General features: G+C 43.5%; 10 protein-coding genes. 8 read left to right on the plus strand and 2 right to left on the minus strand.

The genetic code is table 11. The features are described 5' to 3' along the window. Nucleotides 1-337 precede the first annotated feature (337 nt). Nucleotides 338-2,539, plus strand: a complete 2,202-nt coding sequence (locus tag D0T84_RS10425; RefSeq protein ID WP_163307838.1) for a glycoside hydrolase family 97 protein — start codon at nucleotides 338-340, stop codon at nucleotides 2,537-2,539. 97 nt (nucleotides 2,540-2,636) lie between these two features. On the opposite strand, the gene D0T84_RS10430 is transcribed toward D0T84_RS10425, so the two are convergent. After that, nucleotides 2,637-6,719, minus strand: coding sequence for a two-component regulator propeller domain-containing protein (locus tag D0T84_RS10430; protein ID WP_163307817.1), 4,083 nt, complete (start codon nucleotides 6,717-6,719; stop codon nucleotides 2,637-2,639). Between the two features lie 638 nt (nucleotides 6,720-7,357). Here D0T84_RS10430 and D0T84_RS10435 point away from each other — a divergent pair. The 7 genes from D0T84_RS10435 to D0T84_RS10465 all read left to right on the plus strand — a co-directional run bounded on the left by D0T84_RS10435 (nucleotide 7,358) and on the right by D0T84_RS10465 (nucleotide 18,154). Further along, entirely contained in the window at nucleotides 7,358-9,910 is a 2,553-nt protein-coding gene (locus tag D0T84_RS10435) for a glycoside hydrolase family 11 protein (RefSeq protein WP_163307818.1), read from the plus strand. 21 nt (nucleotides 9,911-9,931) lie between these two features. Next, a complete protein-coding gene (locus D0T84_RS10440; RefSeq protein WP_163307819.1) occupies nucleotides 9,932-11,347 on the plus strand; it encodes an MFS transporter in 1,416 nt (471 codons plus the stop codon). Nucleotides 11,348-11,451: 104 nt separating this feature from the next. After that, nucleotides 11,452-12,414: a glycoside hydrolase family 43 protein gene (locus D0T84_RS10445; protein WP_163307820.1), complete on the plus strand. Its 963-nt coding sequence runs from the start codon at nucleotides 11,452-11,454 to the stop codon at nucleotides 12,412-12,414. 56 nt (nucleotides 12,415-12,470) lie between these two features. Next, nucleotides 12,471-13,442 carry a Gfo/Idh/MocA family protein gene (locus tag D0T84_RS10450; RefSeq protein ID WP_163307821.1) on the plus strand — a complete coding sequence of 324 codons (972 nt, stop codon included), beginning with the start codon at nucleotides 12,471-12,473 and terminating at the stop codon, nucleotides 13,440-13,442. Between the two features lie 352 nt (nucleotides 13,443-13,794). Further along, the gene (locus D0T84_RS10455; RefSeq protein WP_163307822.1) at nucleotides 13,795-15,819 is read left to right on the plus strand and encodes an alpha-glucuronidase; all 2,025 of its coding nucleotides are present in this window, start codon (nucleotides 13,795-13,797) and stop codon (nucleotides 15,817-15,819) included. Nucleotides 15,820-16,126: 307 nt separating this feature from the next. Then, complete coding sequence (gene uxuA, locus D0T84_RS10460) at nucleotides 16,127-17,302, plus strand: mannonate dehydratase (protein WP_163307823.1); 1,176 nt, start codon at nucleotides 16,127-16,129, stop codon at nucleotides 17,300-17,302. A gap of 36 nt (nucleotides 17,303-17,338) precedes the next feature. Beyond that, nucleotides 17,339-18,154, plus strand: a complete 816-nt coding sequence (locus D0T84_RS10465; protein WP_163307824.1) for an SDR family oxidoreductase — start codon at nucleotides 17,339-17,341, stop codon at nucleotides 18,152-18,154. 69 nt (nucleotides 18,155-18,223) lie between these two features. Here D0T84_RS10465 and D0T84_RS10470 read toward each other — a convergent pair whose 3' ends face one another. Next, a complete protein-coding gene (locus D0T84_RS10470; protein ID WP_163307825.1) occupies nucleotides 18,224-19,831 on the minus strand; it encodes a trehalase family glycosidase in 1,608 nt (535 codons plus the stop codon). Between the last annotated feature and the right edge of the window lie 197 nt (nucleotides 19,832-20,028).

Here is a 20,028-nt window from a genome sequence, read left to right on the forward strand (position 1 = left end):
TCAATGCTAACGAAATAAGACTTATGGGTAAACTAGCTAAAAAACACAATTTTATGATTGTCAAAACGGATATAATTTAAATGACGTCATTGGTAACGGAGTGAAACATCTCGTATCTAGTAGGTCGAGATTCTTCGTTGCACTCAGAATGACAAAGAGAGTAGCAATTTGATAGAGATGTTTTACTTTTGACACACCCTCAATTGGATAAGCCCCGCGAAAGATTCGCACGGTAGTGGAGGTAGATTGTTGCCTTTTTATGTACTGCTAACTGTTGACTGTTGACTGTTGACTGTTCCCTGAATTATCACTTTTTATAAAAATGAAAAATAATATAATGAAGAAAATAATCTTTTTGTTGAACTTATGTGTTTTATCCTATATGGTACAAGCACAAGAATTAATATCCCCTGATGGAAATCTGGTAATGAAGTTTTCCGTACAGAACGGAGGGATACCTACTTATCAGCTCGATTATAAAGGAAAGCAAGTTATAAAACCAAGTAAGCTGGGACTGGAACTAACTGGTAATACAACCAAAGTCGAGTTTGGAGCGGAGATGGATATAAAAACCGAAAGTACCGACCCGAAAACATCCTTATACGATAACTTTGAGGTAGTAGATGCCAAAGCATCATCTTTTGATGAAACATGGCAGCCAGTCTGGGGAGAGGCTAAAGACATCCGTAACCACTATAACGAGTTGGCCGTAACTTTGAATCAGAAAGAAACTGACAGGCAAATGATTATCCGTTTCCGGCTGTTTGATGACGGATTAGGTTTCCGTTACGAGTTTCCCCGACAAAAGAACCTGATATACTTTGTTATCAGGGAAGAACGCACTCAGTTTGCCATGACCGGAGACCATACCGCACTTTGGATACCGGGCGATTACGATACGCAGGAATATGATTATACCACGTCCCGCTTATCTGAAATCGGAGGATTGATGAAAGGAGCCATTACGCCCAATGCTTCGCAAACGCCTTTCTCTCCAACAGGCGTTCAAACCGCCTTGCAGCTCAAAACAGATGACGGAATCTACATCAACCTGCATGAAGCCGCTTTAATCAATTACGCTTGCATGCACCTGAATCTGGATGACAGGAATTTTGTATTTGAATCGTGGCTCACACCGGATGCTAAGGGTACAAAGGGACACATGCAGGCTCCCTGCAATACACCGTGGCGGACGATTATCGTAAGCGACGATGCCCGTGATATATTGGCTTCCAATATATCACTGAATTTGAACGAACCATGTAAGATAGAAGATACCTCATGGATCAAGCCTGTGAAATATGTAGGCGTTTGGTGGGAGATGATTACCGGAAAAAGCGAATGGTCGTATACGTATGATTTACCAAGCGTACAACTGGGAGTTACCGATTATTCGAAAGTAAAGCCTCATGGCCGTCATGGTGCTACAACGCAGAATGTGAAGCGGTATATTGACTTTGCAGCTAAGCACGGATTCGATGCCGTACTGGTAGAAGGATGGAATATAGGCTGGGAGGACTGGTTTGGGAATGCCAAAGATTATGTGTTCGACTTCCTTACGCCTTATCCTGATTTCGACCTGATAGGGATACGCGATTATGCAAAAAGCAAAGGTGTGAAAATGATGATGCACCACGAAACTTCGGGTTCCGTCCGCAACTATGAACGTCATCTGGAGGCTGCCTATCAATTCATGAATGACAACGGATACACTTCCGTTAAGTCAGGATATGTGGGGGATATGATCCCACGCGGAGAATATCACTATAGCCAATGGTTAAACAACCACTATCAGTATGCCATCGAAAAAGCAGCGGAACACAAAATTATGGTTAATGCCCACGAAGCTACCCGTCCTACAGGCGTCAGCCGCACATGGCCAAACCTGATAGGTAATGAATCGGCACGCGGAACGGAATATCAGGCTTTTGGCGGCAGTAAAGCGAACCATGTGACTGTCCTTCCGTTTACAAGGCTGATAGGCGGGCCGATGGATTATACTCCGGGCATATTCGAGATGGATATTGAAAAAATCAATCCGAACAATCAATCGCATGTGAACAGTACTCTTGCTAACCAGCTTGCACTGTATGTGACAATGTACAGCCCTTTGCAGATGGCAGCCGACTTTCCTGAACATTATGAGCGATTTATGGATGCCTTCCAGTTTATCAAAGATGTGGCGTTGGATTGGGACGACAGCAAATACCTCGAAGCCGAACCGGGAGAATACGTTACCATAGCCCGTAAAGCCAAAGGGACAGATAACTGGTTTGTAGGAAACGTTGCCGGAGAAGAAGGCTTTACTTCGAATATCTCCTTTGATTTTCTGGATGCAGATAAGCAGTACATTGCCACTATATATTCGGATGCGAAGGACGCTCATTACAAAACAAATCCGCAGGCTTATGAAATCCGCAAGGTTATTGTTGACAGTAAATCTAAACTGAAACAACAATCAGCACCCGGAGGCGGATATGCGATAAGTGTTTTTCCTGTAAATGACAAAACTCAGGTTAAAGGGCTGAAGAAACTATAAGGTAAAGGATCGGATATTCCCTGATACCATTATAAGTATCTCTTTAAATGGTATCAGGGAATATTAATAATACATTATTCTGCTTAATCTGAATGTTCTAAGCCTGATTGTCTTTCTTTTGGTTCCTCCCGGTATACTCCTTCGGAGATAATCCGTAAAACTCTTTGAATGAACTGGAAAAATGAGACAGGTTGGAAAACCCCGTAGCATAAGCGACCTCAGATATTGTCAGCTTTTTACCCGATAGTAGAGTAGCGGCCTGTTTCAGGCGTATCCCCCTGATGAAGTCACGAGCCGACTGGTTGGTCAGTTCCTTGAGTTTGCGATGCATGTGTACACGGCTCATGCCTACATTTGTAGCCAGCATTTCCACGCTGAGGTCAGGATTGGAGAGATTCTCATTGATGATTCTCATAACCTTTTGCATCAGTATTTCGTCAGCCGGTTTTATCTCTATTTTTTGTAGTTTGTCTTCCTGTTGTTGCAGTCCGGTAAATTTATTCCTGAGTAGTTGCCTGCTCTCTATGAGGTTTGCGACTGTACTCTTTAGCAGTTCGGTATTGAAAGGTTTTGAGATATAGGCATCCGCACCAATATCGAGCCCGTCAATCGTGTTTTCCTGTGTGGCTTTTGCCGTGAGCAGGATAACGGGTATATGGTTGATATTGACGTTTTGTCTTACCTTTCGGGTAAGTGTGATGCCGTCCATTTCGGGCATCATAATGTCGCTGATGATTAAGTCCGGGTTTTCGGTAAGAATGATCCCCAGTGCTTTTTTGCCGTCAGGCGCTTCTGTTATCCTGTATTCTGACGATAACTCATTTTTTATATAATCACGTATTTCGTCCTCATCTTCTACTACCAGTATGCGGTATCTGGTCTTAGGCTTCTCCTTTTTCCTGTCTTCTCCATTGTCTATTATTTCAGGAGAGACAGAAAGCCTATCCACAGGCTCGGTCTTATAGGTTTCTCCATTGTTGAGTTCCTGTATTTTCAGGTGGTCGCTACCCAGAGGAACCCTGATAATGAAACGGGTGCCTTGAGCATCGGTTCTGTTTTCTGCCGATATTGTCCCGTGATGCAGTTCAACCAGCGATCTGGACAGGTGTAGTCCTATACCCGTACCAAAGTTGGAATTAGTGAGGTCATTATTAATCTGATAGAAGCGTTCGAAGATTTGCTCTATTTTGTCTTTATCAATACCTATGCCACTATCGGTAATGGTAATTTCGAAATATTCCCGCAGAGGCCCTCTTACATTTTCGTCATGTCCGGAAGTCAGTTCTATAGTGATATTACCATTGTCGGGCGTGTATTTGAATGCGTTTGACAGGATATTGAGCAGTATCTTATCAAAGTTGTTGAGGTCTACCCAGGCATTTAGCTTCTCGTCTTTATGTATGAAATCGAAATATATGTTTTTCCTCTGGGCGAGGTATTCAAAGGTCAGCATCAAATCTTCTATAAAGCCTACAATATCCGTTTCTCTGAATTGCAGGCGCATCTGTCCTTTATCCAGTTTCCGTATATCCATCAGTTGGTTGATAAGCCTCAGTATGCGTTGGGCGTTGCGATGAATCATTATATATGTTTTCTGGAGCTTAGCATCTTTATTCTCAGACATTAATTTCTCCATCGGGCTTATAATCAGCGTCATCGGTGTCCGTATCTCATGGGATATATTAATGAAGAATTGCAGTTTGGCTTCATTTATCTGTTCCTGATGGTTTCTTCTCATCTCTTCCTGACGGTGCAGCACGCGCGACCGGATATAATTGGCTATAAAGTAAGCGAATAAAACGATCAGTATAGCATAAACGGTGTATGCCCATACAGACTGGTACCAGGGTGGTGTAATGACTATCTTTATTGTTTTTATTGCGGAATAATTGTCATGGTCTTGCGCCCTTAGTTTGAACGTATAAGTTCCCGGGTTGAGGTTCGTATAAGTAACCCTGTTTGCTCCGGGGTAAGAATTTATCCAGTCGGAGCCGAGTTCTTCGATCATGTACTGGTAGACGATACGTTCGGGATTAGTGTACTCCAGTGTGGAAAACTCAATGCTGAAAGTATTGTCGTTATAACTTAAAGTGAACCTGTCCGCGTCAAGTACCGATGTGGTTATGATTTCGTGCCCTCCCGATTTATCTCCTTTCCGGATAGCGTGGTTGAATAAGTAAAAGTCTGTTATTAAAACCCTCAATTCCTTCTTCGTATCGGTTATATCTTTAGGATAGAAGGATGTGACACCGTTGATACCACCAAAATATATCTTTCCTTTCGAGTCTTTGAACTGTGCGCCGCGGGTAAACTCGTTTCCTTGCAGGCCGTCACCCGCATAGTAGTTTATGAAACGGTTTTCGGAAACATCAAATTTACTGATTCCCAAATAGGTGCTTATCCAGATATTGCCGTTTTCATCTTCCTGTATCCCGCAAATTACATCATTGGGTAGACCGTCTTTTATCGAATAACTTTTTACCGATTCATCTTTCTTATCGAATACATATAAGCTGGAAGAGGTTCCGATCCATATTTTCCCCGATTTATCTTCATAGAGGGTATAGGCTATTGTTTTGGGTACGATGGTATTCTGTTTCAGGTAATTGATAAATGTCTTTTTTGCCGGGTTGTAACAGCTCACACCTTTGTAGTGAGCTATCCATATAAGCCCTTCGCTGTCGAATAATATGCCGTTTATCCAGTGATTGCTTAATTCGTCAATGGAGAAATCATCATCCTCGCTCTTTCTCGATTCAAAATAAACCATCTTTCCATCTTTCAGGCTTATTTGGTAAAATCCCGCACCGTATGTCCCCACAAGCAGATTTTTCTGGTTGTCTTCCGAGATGCAGTACACTTTCTCATTCAATAGTTCGGGGATGTATTCGCAATTTCCGGTTTTCCGGTTTAGCCTGGCCAACCCTTTAGTATATGAGCCTACCCACAAGTCGTGGTTCGAATCTTCGAAAATACTTAATATGATATTTGATATTGAGGCAGGGGAAGGGGTTTGCGCAAAGTGGGAAACCCGTTCGCCTTTGTCATTTATGCCGTATATGCCATCATTATCGGTACCTATCCATGTAATACCCTCATGGTCTTTGCAGATAGACATTACCGAACTGGATCCGATGGGGTTGTTTTTTAAAGACTTAAAACCATAATAATCAAATTTCTTTTCTGTTCCGGGAATAAAGGTTATACCCCTCTGGAATATGCCTAACCAGTAGTTATTATCTTTGTCCTGTAAGATAGAATGTACTTTCCCTTTCGAAAAATCAAAAGGGGCGGAGTTTATTTCATAATCTTCAACGATATTTTTCTTATCATCATATATTTTTAGCCCCTGCCCGTCTGTTCCTATAAATAATGTATTTTCTCTGCTCAGGAGCAATGTTTTGACTAACAGTTGTGAGTTGCCGGGATAAGACACCTGCCTGAACAGTTGCGCCTGCTCATCATATTTGTTAAGCCCTTGCGAAAGAGTTCCTACAAATATATTTCCCTGCTTGTCTTCTGCTATAGATGAAATATTGTTGCTGCTGATACCTCCGGGTGCGGTAAACACCTTTATTTCCCTTGTCTTTGGCCGATACAGGTTTATCCCGTTGTATTCCGACCCTATCCACAGATTGCCTTTCGAGTCTTCGAACACAAGGTTGAGGTAGTTGCTGTTCAGTTCCGATGCCAACTCTGATTTTACCAAATGTTCAGGGTCTTCCTTTTTCCGGACAAAAAGGCCTTGCCCGGAGGTTGCAATCCAGATGTCTCCATTTGCGGCTTCCATCATGCAAGTGATATGCGGGGCTACTACTTTACCATCCTTATACATCTTTATTTCCCTGAAAGAATTTGTAGCCCAGTCGTATATCATAAGGCCGTTGATGCAACCCACCCACAGATTATCGGCGCTATCTTCGAAGACAGATCGTACATAATTATCTTTCAGCGAAGTAGAATCTTCGGGCTGATGCTTGTAAATCGTAAATTTTGTTCCGTCAAATTTGTTTAACCCGTTTTCGGTAGCAATCCATATAAAACCTCTCTTGTCCTGATATACCTGATTGATAAGGCTGTTGGACAAATCCTCGTCAGGGGAATAGAACTTCCCTGTCTGGCCGGTAATGTGTAATGAAGCAAAAATGAATAGTATATATATAAGAATGCGCGTTTTCACATTTTCTTGTTGTTGGTAACTAGATATATGAGGTATATGCAAATTTAGAAATAATAATAAGAGCCTGTTTAAATTTTAGCGAAAATTTTTATTATAGGCTCTTGTAATTCATTCTTAGCAACTTTTTTATGCTCTTTCTTAGCGTCTTTTCCCCTTTTTACTCTTGGTTTAGCCCGCTAAACCTACTAGTAAAAATGATAAAATCCATCTAAAAATAGCTATAAAAAAGATTTGCTATAAAATTTAAACAGGCTCTAAGATATATCCTCATTTTCGAAGGGAATGTTACATAGGGAAAAGTTTATGTTACATCCCGGAGAGAGATGTTACATCCCGAAAAGAGATTGAAACATCCGGAAATCAGCTTCTCTCCGATCGTTTGTATGTTTGCATTACATGAAAAATGATATCTAAGCCATCTGAAAAATAGATACTCGCAGGGGGCAAAAGCCTGTCATTCCGTGCCTGATACGGCTCTCAAGAATACAACCTTGATTATGAATAAATTGCGAATCAAGCCAGCAATGACAATTACTCTTTTTTTGACTTTTGGCACACCCTCAATACAACTGGCGAACACATATGTTTGCTCCTACAATATAAAATCCATAAATATTATGTTATTTAAATAACTGTATATGAATAAAAGAAACATGTTTAAGATGCTACTGTGTAGCACTATCTTATTGTTCGGTGCTACATGTATTCAGGCAAAAGTAAAACTACCCCGCCTGATAAGCGATGGTATGATACTCCAGCGTGAAGCGCCACTCAATATATGGGGTTGGGCCTCTCCGGGTGAGAAAATCAACATAACCTTCCTCGGCAAATCATACGATACCAAAGCCGACAGGAACGGTAACTGGCGTATAGAATTGCCAAAGCATGACGCAGGAGGCCCTTACATCATGCAGGTAAACGATATAGAGATAAAAGATATCCTTATCGGCGATGTATGGCTTTGTTCCGGGCAGTCGAATATGGAGCTCCCTGTCCGCCGTACATTGGATTTGTACAGGGATGAGGTAAAAGATATTAACAACTCCCGGATACGGCAATTTCGTGTACCGATGAAGTATAATTTTCAAAATGAAGAAACTGATTTGCAAGGCGGGGAATGGAAAGCCGTAACACCTGGCAATATACTTGATTTTTCAGCCGTGGCATACTTTTTTGCGAAAGACCTGTACGACAAACATCAAGTACCCGTAGGGCTTGTCAATACGGCTATTGGCGGTTCTCCGGCTGAGGCGTGGATCAGTGGCGAGGCCATAAAAAACTATCCTGTATATGAAGCCGAAGCAAAGAAATGCGCTGCTGTTGGTTTTGTAGAAGACACAAGAGCGCGGGAGCAAAAAGCGGGGAACGAATGGTATGCGGCAATGATAAAGACTGACAAAGGTATCGGGTTATGGCATAAAGAAGACGTAGATACATCAGGATGGGATGACTTTTATCTTCCGGGATTGTGGAAAGATAAAGGCATAAATGTAAAGAACGCAGTAATATGGTTACGCAAAGAATTCGAGATGCCGGCCGGAGATGCCGGCAAACCGGCTATCCTTCGTTTAGGGTATATTATCGATTCCGATTCGGCTTATGTAAACGGAAAATTTGTAGGAACGACAGGCTATCAGTACCCGCCCCGTATTTATCAGATTCCGGAAGGTACATTGAAGGCAGGGAAGAATACTATTGCTATAAGGATCGTTACAAATGGATGGGGTGGCATCAAAGAAGATAAGCCTTATAAAATTATCACAGGGAGCAAAGAAATTGATCTGACCGGAGAATGGAAATACCGTGTAGGGGCTGCGCTTTCTCCTGCTCCGGCAAGTACATTTTTCCAATACAAGCCTACGGGACTGTATAACGGTATGATTGCGCCTCTAGCCAATTACAGCCTGAAAGGAGTCATTTGGTATCAGGGAGAATCGAATGCAGGGAAGGCAAAAGAATATACAAACCTCTTTCGGGATTTGATTAAAGACTGGAGAACACAGCGGAATGAGCCGGAATTGCCTTTCATATACGCACAGCTCCCCGAACTGAACAAACCATCGCGATACCCTTCAGAAAGCGGGCTGGCAGAATTGAGAGAAGCCCAGCGTTTGGCACTAAAACTGCCATATACAGGCATGGCCGTAACACTCGGTCTAGGCGAATGGAACGATATTCATCCACTGAATAAAAAAGGCGTGGGGCGATCTCTGGCCTTAGAAGCTAAACGTGTAGCCTATAAAGAGACCGGGGTTGTAAGTTCCGGCCCCCGGCTCGAAGGGGTGAAGCTGGACGGTAATAATATCGTCCTCACATTCGAATCGGTCGGTTCCGGCCTATACTCCAACGATATACTCAACGGATTCGCGGTTGCGGGAGTTGACAAAAGATATGTGTGGGCCGATGCGATAGTGATAGAAAAGAATAAAGTAAAAGTCTGGAGCAACCAAGTACCACAACCCCTGTCGGTCCGTTATGCGTGGGCTGACAATCCGCAGGGTGCGAACCTTAAAAACAAAGAAGGATTACCGGCATCCCCCTTTCAGGCAGAGTATTCCGATACCATCAGAAGTAATAAATCCGGCGTACATGATGGCTTCGGATACGAACTTTGGCACGACAAAGGCGATGTGAGCATGGTTTTGAAGAAAGGTGGCGCGTTTGAGTGCAGCTGGGACAATATCAATAATGCTCTATTCCGTACAGGCAAAAAGTTTGACAGCACAAAGACACATGATGAGATTGGCTCCATATCCCTCGATTATGGTTGCGACTACCAGCCGGATGGCAATTCGTATTTATGTGTTTATGGCTGGTCGGTCGATCCTCTGGTCGAATTTTATATTGTAGAGTCTTGGGGCAGTTGGCGTCCGCCCGGAGCTGTATCCAAAGGTACTGTCAATATCGGCGGCAGTATGTATGATATTTATGAAACCATACGTGTAGAACAGCCTTCCATTGAAGGCGACACAACTTTCCGGCAATACTGGAGCGTACGTACCGATAAGAACACTGCCGGCACTATTCCCGTTAGCGAGCACTTCAAAGCCTGGGAAACAATGGGTATGAGGCTTGGGAAAATATATGAGGTAGCCTTCTGTGTCGAAGGTTATCAGAGTAAGGGTAAAGCCAATCTATATAAGCATGTGCTGACCATTGGTAATACTGTGACCGGAAAAGAAAAAGAATAATATAACAAAGACGAAAAAGCAATGGAATCAACAACACAAAAGACCGAATCGAAAGGTTTTTACAAATTATCATGGGTACAGCGTATCGGTTTTGGCTCGGGCGATTTGGCTCAGAACCTTATCTACCAGACAGTATCGATGTATCTGCTTATTTTTTACACCAATGTATTTGGCATTTCTGCGGCTGCGGCAGGCGTCATGTTCTTAATAGTCAGGGTTGTCGATGTTATCTGGGACCCTATAGTGGGGGCATTTGTAGATAAGCACAATCCTAAACTCGGCAAATACCGTTCTTATCTGGTTCTGGGCGGTATTCCCCTTACAGGCTTTGCCATCCTTTGTTTCTGGAATGGTTTTTCAGGTTCGCTGGTATATGCCTATATTACCTATGTAGGCCTTTCGATGTGTTATACCTTGATAAATGTTCCTTACGGGGCGCTAAATGCTTCGCTCACACGCGATACCGATGAGATTACAAAACTTACCTCGGCCCGCATGTTCTTAGCCAATCTGGGAGGGCTGGCTGTCGCTTATGGTATTCCTATCATTGTAAAAATGCTTTCTCCCGATGGAAAAATCAATTCATCGGAAGCAGGAAACGCATGGTTTATTACCATGACTATCTATGCTGTCGTAGGATTGGCTTTACTCATCTTTTGCTATACCCAGACCAAAGAGCGGGTAGTAATGGACGAAAAAGAGACGGAGAATGTAAAAGCTTCTGACCTATGGATGGAGTTTAAGCACAACCGCCCCTTGCGTATACTGGCATTTTTCTTTATTACGGCGTTCGCTATGATGGCTATCGGGAATTCCGCGGGGTCGTATTATATGATTTATAATGTAGGGGCACCCGATATGCTGCCCTATTTTATGGCATTAGGTTCTATTCCCGCCTTTATTTTTATGCCGATGGTACCCGCTATAAAACGTGCTATTGGAAAAAAACAAATGTTTTATGTCTTCCTTACCGTTGCCATTATCGGCATGGTGCTGCTTTATGTTATCTCTGTAATCCCTGCATTGAAGACTCAAGTCTGGCTGGTATTTGTAGCCCAATTCATAAAGTCTACAGGTATAATTGTTGCTACAGGATATATGTGGGCATTGGTTCCCGAAGTAATCTCTTATGGCGAACACACCACAGGAAAAAGGATTTCGGGTATCGTCAATGCCCTGACAGGTATCTTCTACAAGGCAGGTATGGCATTGGGCGGGGTCGTACCCGGACTTGTACTGGCTTTTGTGGCTTTTGACAAAGATAATGCGGTTTCACAGTCGGACTTCGCTCAGCAGGGTATTCTGTGGCTGGTAGCTGTGATACCTGCTATGCTACTTATCCTTGCCATGTTTATTATATCTAAGTATGAACTGGAAGATGATGTAATCGACAAAATAAACAGGGAGATTGAAGAAAGGCATCTGAATGAAAAATAATGAATTATCGGCAAACGAAGAGTAAGTCAACAGTTAGCAATAGAAAACCAATTATTAATTACTTGTTACTGCCCGTAGGGCGGAGTAACTAAAAAAATATAACGATGAAAAAAGCAAAACACTTATTTCCCGGCGCCTATATGGCAGACCCTTCGGCGCATGTTTTCGAAGGTAAGATATATATATACCCATCCCACGACTGGGAAAGCGGTATTCCTGAAAATGATAACGGCGATCACTTCAATATGAAGGACTACCATGTCTTTTCGATGGAAGATATTGAAAGCGGAGAAATAACAGACCACGGTGAAGTACTTTCCGTGGAAACCATTCCGTGGTCGGGACGCCAATTATGGGACAATGATGTAGCATTTAAAAATGGGAAATATTATCTTTACTTTTCATTAAAAGACCAGAACGACATCTTCCGGTTAGGTGTTGCCGTAAGTGATAAGCCGTACGGGCCTTTCGTTGCTCAGGAAAACCCGATAAAAGGCAGTTACAGTATCGATCCATGTGTCTTTGAGGAGAATGGAGAATATTACATCTATTTCGGGGGTATCTGGGGTGGCCAGTTGCAGCGCTACCGTAACAATAAGGCACTGGAGTGTGCTGCCATCCCTGCCGACAATGAACCTGCACTCTGTGCTAAGGTGGCAAAGCTGAGGGGCGATATGCTTGAGTTTGCCGAAGAGCCGCACGATGTGGTTATACTGGACGAAAACGGCAGCCCTCTGACACAGGGAGATACATCCCGCCGTTTCTTCGAGGCTTCGTGGCTGCACAAGTACAACGGCAAGTATTATTTCTCTTATTCTACCGGAGATACGCATTTGCTATGCTATGCTATAGGGGACAATCCTTATGGCCCGTTCACATACAAGGGCGTGATACTGACCCCGGTTATAGGCTGGACAACGCATCACAGTATAGTTGAGTTTAAAGGCAGGTGGTATCTCTTCCATCACGACAGCGCCCCTTCGGGCGGCAAAACATGGTTGCGTAGTATGAAGGTTGTCGAACTGGAATATAATGAAGATGGAACGATAAAGACAGTTAATAGTTAACACACCCCACCCCGTCCCTCCCCAAAAGGGAGGGGGTGGCTCTAAAATATTATCGTATGAAAATAGGAATTATCGGAACAGGCTGGATTGCCGGAATGCTGGCTAAAACCATCAAAGGCATGGAGAATGTAGAAGCCTATGCAGTTGCTTCACGCAGGCAGGATACAGCCGACGCTTTTGCCCGGGAATGGGGAATTACACGGGCTTACGGTTCGTATGAGGCTATGCTCGATGACGAACAGGTAGAGCTGGTTTATATAGCAACACCCCACTCCCTTCATTACGAGAATGCCATACAATGTATACTGAAAGGAAAACCGGTATTGTGTGAAAAAGCCTTTACCGTAAACGCCTGGCAGGCAGAAGAGGTATTAAATCTGGCTAAAGAGAAAAATGTATTTATCACAGAAGCGATATGGACACGGTATATGCCGCTGTCGCAAAAGATAAATGAAATTTTAGCCAGCGGCGTTATCGGTTATCCGATGATGCTTTCTGCAAACCTAGGCTACCCTATTGCCGACAAAGAGCGCTCAAAAGAACCGTCTTTAGCAGGTGGCACTTTACTCGATCTGGGAGTATACCCCGTCAATTTTGCATCTATGGTATTCGGAACAGAAGTTGAAAATATCGTTTCTTCCTGTACAAAAATGCTTACAGGGGTTGATGCACAGAATAGCATAACCATTACATTCAAAAGTGGGCAGATGGCTGTATTACATAGCAGTATGTACGTTAAAACAGACCGTCAGGGAGTTATTTCAGGCAGAGAAGGACATCTGATAGTGGAAAATATAAATAACCCGCAGAGCATAACCGTGGTAAATAATAATTATGAAACCGTAGCACGGTACGATTGCCCGCCACAGATCACAGGATACGAATATCAGGTATATGCCTGCATGGAAGCCCTGCGGAACGGCTGGCTGGAATCTCCGTATATGCCTCATGCCGAGACGGTGCGCATAATGCGTATGATGGACGATCTGCGGAAGGAGTGGGGAGTCCGTTATCCTTTTGACAGATAATTGATTTATGTAGGGGTGTATTGCATTAATTATGAATTAATTTATCTATATAATATGATATAGGCTTCAATTGTAACAACTAAGAGCCTGTTTAAATTTTAGCGAAAATTTTTATTACAGGTTCAGGTCAATAGTTCTTAGCAATTTTTTTATGCTCTTTTTAGCGTCTTTTACCCTTTTTACTCTTGGTTTAGCCCGCTAAACCGGCTAGCAAAAATGATAAAATCCATCTAAAAATAGCTATAAAAAAGACTTGCTATAAAATTTAAACAGACTCTAAAAAGTAACATTGAAAAATGATGAAATATGTGTCACCTTTGTCACTTTTTAACAATTCGTATTTTATAAACACATGAAACACATATATTTAATTGTTTTTACTCTTGTGTTACCTCTGTCACTTTTTGCGGAGGACGGCAGCCGTCTGTGGCTTCGTTTCTCTCAATCGGGACAAGAGAAGGCGCAGGTTATTTCTAAATACAAAAGTCCGTCAATTGATATTGCCCGTCAGGAATTGGCCGCGCATTGGCAGGGCCAGCCTGTCGAATTCCAACTGGATAAAAAGTTAAGCTATTTGAAAGACGGTTATCGGATAAAAAGTGACAAAAATAAAATAATCCTATCAGCGTCACAGGATGCAGGCTTATTGTACGGAGCATATCATTTGTTGCGCTTGCAGCAAACAGGGGCGGATTGTTTCAACCTTGATATGGAAGAAAGCCCTAAATATGATATACGGATACTCAATCATTGGGACAATCTGGACAGGACGGTAGAACGTGGCTATGCAGGCTATTCGCTGTGGAAGTGGGACGAACTGCCCAACACATTATCTCCCCGATACGAAGCATATGCGAGGGCGAATGCTTCGGTAGGGATAAACGCAACTGTTTTGAACAATGTGAACGCCTCCCCGCAAATACTTACTGACGAGCATCTTACAAAAGTGAAAGCGCTGGCAGATATATTCCGCCCTTACGGGATAAAGGTGTACCTATCTGTCAATTTTTCGTCACCTAAAGTCATAGGAGGAGTAAAGGACTCTGACCCGCTGAATCCGGATGTACGGAAATGGTGGCAGGATAAAGTAAAGGAAGTTTATACACTCATTCCCGATTTTGGAGGATTTCTGGTCAAAGCCAATTCGGAAGGCCAGCCCGGGCCTCAGGATTACGGGCGTACCCATGCCGACGGCGCAAATATGCTTGCCGATGTGTTGAAGCCTTATAACGGAATAGTGATGTGGCGCGCGTTTGTATATAATCCAACAGAAGAAGACAGGGCTAAGCAAGCTTATACAGAATTTGTTCCGCTTGACGGACAATTCAGGGATAATGTAATTATCCAGATAAAGAACGGGCCTGTCGATTTTCAGCCGCGCGAACCGTTCAATCCTCTATTTGGCGCATTAAAACATACAGCCGAAATGGTGGAATTCCAGATTACACAGGAATACCTGGGTTTCTCAAACCATCTTGTCTATCTGGCGTCTCTCTTCAAAGAGACGTTGGATAGTGATACATATTCCGACGGGAAAGGCTCTACTATAGCAAGACTAACAGACGGCACATTACGTCCGGCCAAGTTGACGGCAATCTCAGCCGTAGCCAATATAGGAGAGGATACCAACTGGTGCGGGCATCATTTTGCGCAAGCCAACTGGTATGCATTCGGGCGTCTGGCGTGGAATCATGAGCTGCCGTCTGAAACGATTGCCGATGAGTGGATAAAGATGACATTTTCAAATAATGACGGATTTGTAAAACCGGTTAAAGAAATTATGCTCTCATCACGCGAGGCCACTGTAGATTATATGATGCCGCTGGGTCTTCATCATATATTTGCGGAAAACCATCATTACGGGCCTGAACCCTGGCTGTCGGAAGCGGGGCGGCCTGACTGGACTGCTGTGTATTACCATAAAGCGGATAGTGCCGGATTGGGATTTGACCGTACTGCGGCAGGTAGCAATGCTGTGTCTCAGTATTTTCCGCCACTGGATAAAGTGTATGGCACTATAGAATCTTGCCCGGAAAACCTGTTGCTCTGGTTTCATCATATACCGTGGGATTATAAGATGAAGGATAGTAAAACGTTGTGGGATGCCCTTTGTTATAAATACGATTCGGGTGTGCAGCAAGTGAGGGAATATCAGAAAGTATGGGACAGGATGGAGCAATATACAGATGAACAGCGCTTTAGGGAAGTGCAGTCGAAACTGAAAATACAGGCGCGTGACGCCATATGGTGGAAAGACGCATGCCTGTTATACTTTCAGACATTTTCGAACCGCCCGGTACCATACGATATAGAACGCCCTGTACACGAACTGGAAGACCTGAAAAAGATAAAGTTGGATATGAAGCATCATAATTGATTCAGTTAACAGTTAACAGTTAACAGTCAACAGTCAACAGTCAACAGTAGTAAACTAAAAAATATGAAATAGAGTTTATATTCAATAAAAGAGTAAGATGCATATTTTTAGGAGTTTTAGTTGCCACGACTTTCAAGTCGTGGATAATAATACAGATAGAAAACGACTTTAGTCAAAACATTTTGGCTAAAGCCATTATCTGATTAGACTATTATCCTCCAGCTAAAGCAGCAGGCAATTAAATCACAGAGAATAAACCATATATAATCTTATTGAATATAAACTCTAATCTTGAAATTCTAATTATATGGAAAAGACATGGAGATGGTTCGGCAAAAAAGATAAGATAACCCTTCCTATGCTCCGGCAAATAGGGGTGGAGGGCATTGTCACGGCATTGCATGATATTCCCAATGGAGAGGTCTGGGCACCTGAAGCGATAAACGACCTGAAACAATATATCGTGGGACACGGTCTGCACTGGTCTGTAGTGGAAAGCCTTCCTGTCAGTGAAGCTATAAAATACGGAGGCGAAGATACGGACAGGCTGATTGCGAATTATATCCAAAGCCTTGTCAATCTGGGCGAAGCAGGAATAAAAACGGTCTGCTACAACTTTATGCCTGTGATAGACTGGATAAGGACAGATCTTGAGCATCCGTGGCCGGACGGTACGTCTTCACTATTCTTTGATAAGATACGCTTTGCTTACTTCGACTGCTTTATCCTCGGACGTGAAGGTGCTGAGAAAGACTACACCGCCGAAGAAATGGCTAAGGTGCATGAGCTGAGTAAGACGATTACTGAAAAAGAGAAGGATGCCTTAATAGATACGATTATAGTCAAAACTCAGGGCTTTGTCAACGGCAATATAAAAGAAGGAGACAAGAATCCGGTTGCCATATTCAAAAACCTGCTGTCTCTTTATAAAGGAATAGACAGGAACACGTTACGTGAAAACATGAAGTACTTCCTTTCGCAGCTGATGCCTGTATGCGAGGAATATGGGATCAATATGTGCGTTCATCCGGATGACCCTCCCTATCAGATGCTGGGGCTTCCGCGTATCGTAACATCCGCCGAGGATATAGACTGGATACTGAACGCGGTGAATAATCCGTACAACGGGCTGACATTTTGCGCAGGCTCGCTCAGTGCGGGACTGCATAACGATGTGCCCGAAATGGCGAGAAGATTTGCTTCACGCACACGCTTTATTCACCTGCGGAGTACGGATGTGATGGCGGATGGTAATTTTATAGAAGCACCACACCTCGAAGGCAGGGGGCACCTGATAGAGTTGGTACGCATATTTGAACGTGAAAATCCGTTATTACCAATGCGTGTTGACCACGGGCGGCTGATGCTCGGCGATGGGGATAAGGGGTATAATCCCGGCTATTCATTTTACGGGCGTATGTATGCTCTGGCTCAGATAGATGGCGTTATAGCTACGGTGAAAACAGTAAACAGTCAACAGTAAGGAGTAAGCAGTGAACAGTAAGTAGACTAGAATATTATGAATGAACTATTTAGTATAAAAGATCGTGTGACGATCATTACCGGAGGCTATGGTGTGTTAGGTTCCAGCATTGCCCGGTATATGGCTACACAAGGGGCAATCGTTATCATCCTGGGACGCTCGGAAGAGAGCGGGAGGGCATTGGCAGAAGAGATAAAAGCGGGTGGCGGCGAAGCTACATTCTTCAAATCCGATGTTCTCGACCTAAACACATTGGAACGGAACAAAAAAGATATATTGGCTGAATATGGAAGGATAGAGATCCTTATAAATATAGCCGGGGGAAATGTGCCTGGAGCAACCTTAGCACCCGGCCAGCCGTTCTTTGACATGAAGATAGCCGACTGGGAAAAGGTTACCAATCTGAACCTGAACGGAACGGTATATCCTTCGTATATATTCGGAGAGGCTATGGCGCAACAAGGATATGGTAATATTATCAATATAACGTCTATGGCTGCCTATTCGGCAATAACACGTGTGCCGGGTTACTCCGTGGCTAAGACGGGTATCAGCAATTTTACCCAGTGGCTGGCTACAGAAATGGCTCTGAAATACGGAGATAAAGTGCGTGTCAATGCCATTGCGCCGGGATTTTTCATCGGCAACCAGAACCGTGCCGTACTTATCAATCCAGACGGTTCATTAACGGAACGGAGCCGGAAAGTACTGGCTAAGACACCGATGAAACGTTTTGGGGACATAACAGAGTTGAACGGCGCTGTGCAGTTCCTTTGCAGTGACGCGGCCAGCTTTATCACAGGGGCTATACTGCCTGTGGATGGAGGTTTTTCAGCATTCAGCGGAGTGTAGGAGTACTTATAAGCATAAAATCTGCCTCCGAACAACTGTCAGAGGCAGATTCATTTTGGGCTGTCCCGGTTAGATTGTTTGTTTTCCTTGCTGAATACTTACTTTCTTACTCTTATCTTTTCCCCAGTATATTGTCAGTTCAAATGCTACGTTTGATTCTACGGTTACGGATGGCGTTTCTTCGGGCGAATTACGCTTATTCACATTAAGGGAAACCAGTCCGTCAGGCCCATAGGGGTAACGCTCCATACCGTGTGCTTCCGTCTGGGTAATATCCCATACTACGGCATTATTGGCAAAGTCGGAACGGATACCCAGAATGTATTCGATAAATACGGCGATAGGCGGCAGCCCTGTCCAGCCTACAAAGTCCTTGCGTGCCATAAAGCCCGGTTCGGCTGCTTCGGGAGCATAATATTCCCAGAATGTACCTGTGTTTTTATATACCTCGAATACATTGTTATAGTGATTCTTAGCTATCTCTTTAGCCAGTTTGGCATAACCTCTCTTATCCAACCCCGTGATAACCATATAGTTTGTACCCGGCCAGACACCTCCCTGCCAGTAGCGTCCTTTAGGGTTGTACTTCGGATTGTCGGCAGACAGTGATGGCACCCTGTGCGGACGGTTAAAGGTCTTCGGGTCTTCCAGATGCTTTATCATTCTATCCAGTTGCTTAGTATCCAGCACATCGGTGTGCAATGCCCAGAATGCAGGCATACCCATTGTAGTGCTCAGGCTTCCGTCAGCATATTGGTCGTAAAGGAATCCGGTCTTCTCGTCCCACAGATTATCATGCACATACTTGGTCAGCATCTTTATCTCATCTTCGAACTCTTCTATCTCCTGCCAGCGTTCCAGATAGAAGCCTATTTCGAGAAGTACATTAGCCATCAGTATTTGCTGTAGGCATGCATCCAGCCACACCATGTGTCCGTGGCTATATATCATATTATACTGAGGCTGTACACGGGGCATATTATCCATACCTGTGCCCCACCCGCTCGACCAGTAAGTGCCATTAGGCCATGTACGGTTCAGTTTCAGCCACTTATAGTAGGCACACAGTGCAGGGAATATCTTTTCGAGGCGTTCATTATCTCCATATTGCTTGTAATACAACATCTCGCTCCACGGCAACAGGTTAGGCCCTGTACTTGTAGGGTCGTAGCGCTCGAAGCAATCTGCTCCGTCAGCTTTGATTTCGCGACAGATAAAGCCATCGGGGTGCTGCTTGGCATAGAAGTTATCCAATGTATGCTGGAATGGGAAGAAGCGGTAACCATAGCGGGCGAACATCATCATAAACGAGGAGTCCCACATGAATATATTGCCATTGTAAGCCGTATCCAGATAACTGGAAACAAATCCCGAGCCTTTTTGTGGCTGGCGAATATTGCCGATAGCTATCTGCCAGGCTTTCCAGTACATTTCTATCTCTTTAGCATGCCCTTCCCATATAGGGGCAGGTAGTATATCCTTAGCTTCTTCGAAACTTTTGGGCACAACCTCTTCCGGTTTAGCTATACGGAACTCATTCTCTGTCACCAAAGCCTCTTTCACATAGGTATTTTTATACGGAAGGTTATATTTTGGCAGTGCTTCGCCATTCTCCTCTTGCGAGAACAAGTTAAATGAGACCAAGGTCAGAACAATGATACTTAAAATTCTTTTCATTTTATGGTATTTGTTACTTTTTGTAAACTATTTATTATCAGGTTTCTATTTGTAAAAAGTGACAATTGAAAATCGGCAGAGCGAAGCGGAGCCAAATGTGACAGGTTTTAATATGTTTTATCTGTTACCTTTTCTTTCTGCTGTCATCCTGAGGCACAAAGGATATCTTTTCATTTTTTTATGAATAAATGGGTCGG

This window comes from Dysgonomonas sp. 521 (assembly GCF_010501055.1).
In the GTDB taxonomy this organism is placed as follows: domain Bacteria; phylum Bacteroidota; class Bacteroidia; order Bacteroidales; family Dysgonomonadaceae; genus Dysgonomonas.

Bases quoted from the DNA above. Each gene is read 5' to 3' on its own strand.
- D0T84_RS10425 (WP_163307838.1), top strand. From the start codon at position 338: ATGAAGAAAATAATCTTTTTGTTGAACTTATGTGTTTTATCCTATATG.
- D0T84_RS10435 (WP_163307818.1), top strand. From the start codon at position 7,358: ATGAATAAAAGAAACATGTTTAAGATGCTACTGTGTAGCACTATCTTA.
- D0T84_RS10440 (WP_163307819.1), top strand. From the start codon at position 9,932: ATGGAATCAACAACACAAAAGACCGAATCGAAAGGTTTTTACAAATTA.
- D0T84_RS10445 (WP_163307820.1), top strand. From the start codon at position 11,452: ATGAAAAAAGCAAAACACTTATTTCCCGGCGCCTATATGGCAGACCCT.
- D0T84_RS10450 (WP_163307821.1), top strand. From the start codon at position 12,471: ATGAAAATAGGAATTATCGGAACAGGCTGGATTGCCGGAATGCTGGCT.
- D0T84_RS10455 (WP_163307822.1), top strand. From the start codon at position 13,795: ATGAAACACATATATTTAATTGTTTTTACTCTTGTGTTACCTCTGTCA.
- uxuA (WP_163307823.1), top strand. From the start codon at position 16,127: ATGGAAAAGACATGGAGATGGTTCGGCAAAAAAGATAAGATAACCCTT.
- D0T84_RS10465 (WP_163307824.1), top strand. From the start codon at position 17,339: ATGAATGAACTATTTAGTATAAAAGATCGTGTGACGATCATTACCGGA.
- D0T84_RS10470 (WP_163307825.1), bottom strand. From the start codon at position 19,831: ATGAAAAGAATTTTAAGTATCATTGTTCTGACCTTGGTCTCATTTAAC.